2 pseudogenes are annotated in these 1429 nt (G+C 34.4%); both read right to left on the reverse strand.

Annotated elements, in window-relative coordinates:
• Positions 1–334: pseudogene (locus tag ACFIQE_RS10350) on the reverse strand (helicase); the annotation flags it as partial.
• 669 nt (positions 335–1003) lie between these two features.
• A pseudogene (locus ACFIQE_RS10355) lies at positions 1004–1429 on the reverse strand (DUF3987 domain-containing protein); the annotation flags it as partial.

A 1429-nucleotide genomic window follows, 5' to 3' on the forward strand; every position in this document is an offset into this window, starting at 1 on the left:
CGATAAAGCTATCAATATCCTTTTTACTGATCTGATGGTCTGCTTGATAAAACTTACATTGAATAGCCACATAACCTCCTTGATCACGGATTGTAGCGACCAGATCAATGCCGATATCATTTTTATTCCAACCTTCACGCTCTTCAGCCCATTCATAATAGCTCTCAACTTTTTCATATCGCCCATAGTGGAGAGGGTCATACATAAGATATTTTGTCACAAAATCTTCAAACACTTTCCCTCGTAGAGCATTTGATGTTGCCTGTTCACGATAGGATTGTAAAAGGGAGCGTAAAGTGAATTGTTCATTATCAGACTTAATAGATTGAAGCATATTGTAATAAAAATCCCTTACCTTATGAGATGATTAATATTTATCAAAAGAATCAAAACGAATTCAATTAAATGCACTTAAAGCAAATAACGATAAAAAAGGGAAAAAAACTGCTAAAAAAGCCGATATTTTTTTCAAAAGGGGTCTTTAAGGCTGCTTATCAACAGCCCATGACATGGAATAAGATCAGCAAAGTAGTGAAATTTGCTATTCATTTCACGTATTCATCAAGATAAATGTACTACGTACTTTAAAATATCAGAATGAGTATTTTGATAAGTTTTATTACGAATTTTGCTTATAGATTTTGAAGGTGTAAAAACCATCAAAACCCCTTCAAAACGTATATTATTAGTTGAATTTATAGGTTGTGTTATATCAATATGAGTTGTTTTTTTAAGATCTGTAAAATCTTAACCTATTGAAAAATAACGTTTTTACTTTTTATCGTTTTTTTATCCAAAAGGGGCAACCCTCAAAACTCAAAACCCCGTCAAAACCTATAGAGGTTGTGTTTTGGATATCTTTGACACAAGATTTAAAAGGACCTCTGTATGTTTCTTCTTTAAAAAATTATAAAACAAAAACCCTCAAAGATACTTTGTAAACCCTCTGTTGGTACGATAAGATCTTTGAAGGTTTTAAGAATAACAAAAGATTACAATGGCTTCATTGTTTGATGCTGTTGTTTTTAACGAAAGGGTGCCATTCATAACGTATGGTAGGGCGAACACCTTATGAGCTATTTTCACTTGCTATTTGACGAATATGATTGGAACGACATAAGAGCTCTAAAGCTTGCTTAACGGCTCTATTATCTGTTAAACCGATCCAACTTCTTTGATGAATATCACGTAAAGTAAAGACATCGGGTAAATGATCACAGCGCTCGACAATCAATTTTGCCCCCTCTGTTGCTAAGCTATCCGCCGCCGCATAGAGCCTTTTGACATGACTGAACAAATATTTTTCCCATCGCAAGGCTGTTTGAAGGGCACCTTTATTGATTTCAAAACGCCCCCCCTTCGGTTAATTCAAAAATCAATGCAAGACTTACTATGGTCTTAGGCATTTTCAAAAGATGCGCTTGTAAGC

Origin of the sequence: Bartonella sp. AA1HLJMS (genome assembly GCF_042197445.1) — a bacterium.
Classification (GTDB): domain Bacteria; phylum Pseudomonadota; class Alphaproteobacteria; order Rhizobiales; family Rhizobiaceae; genus Bartonella.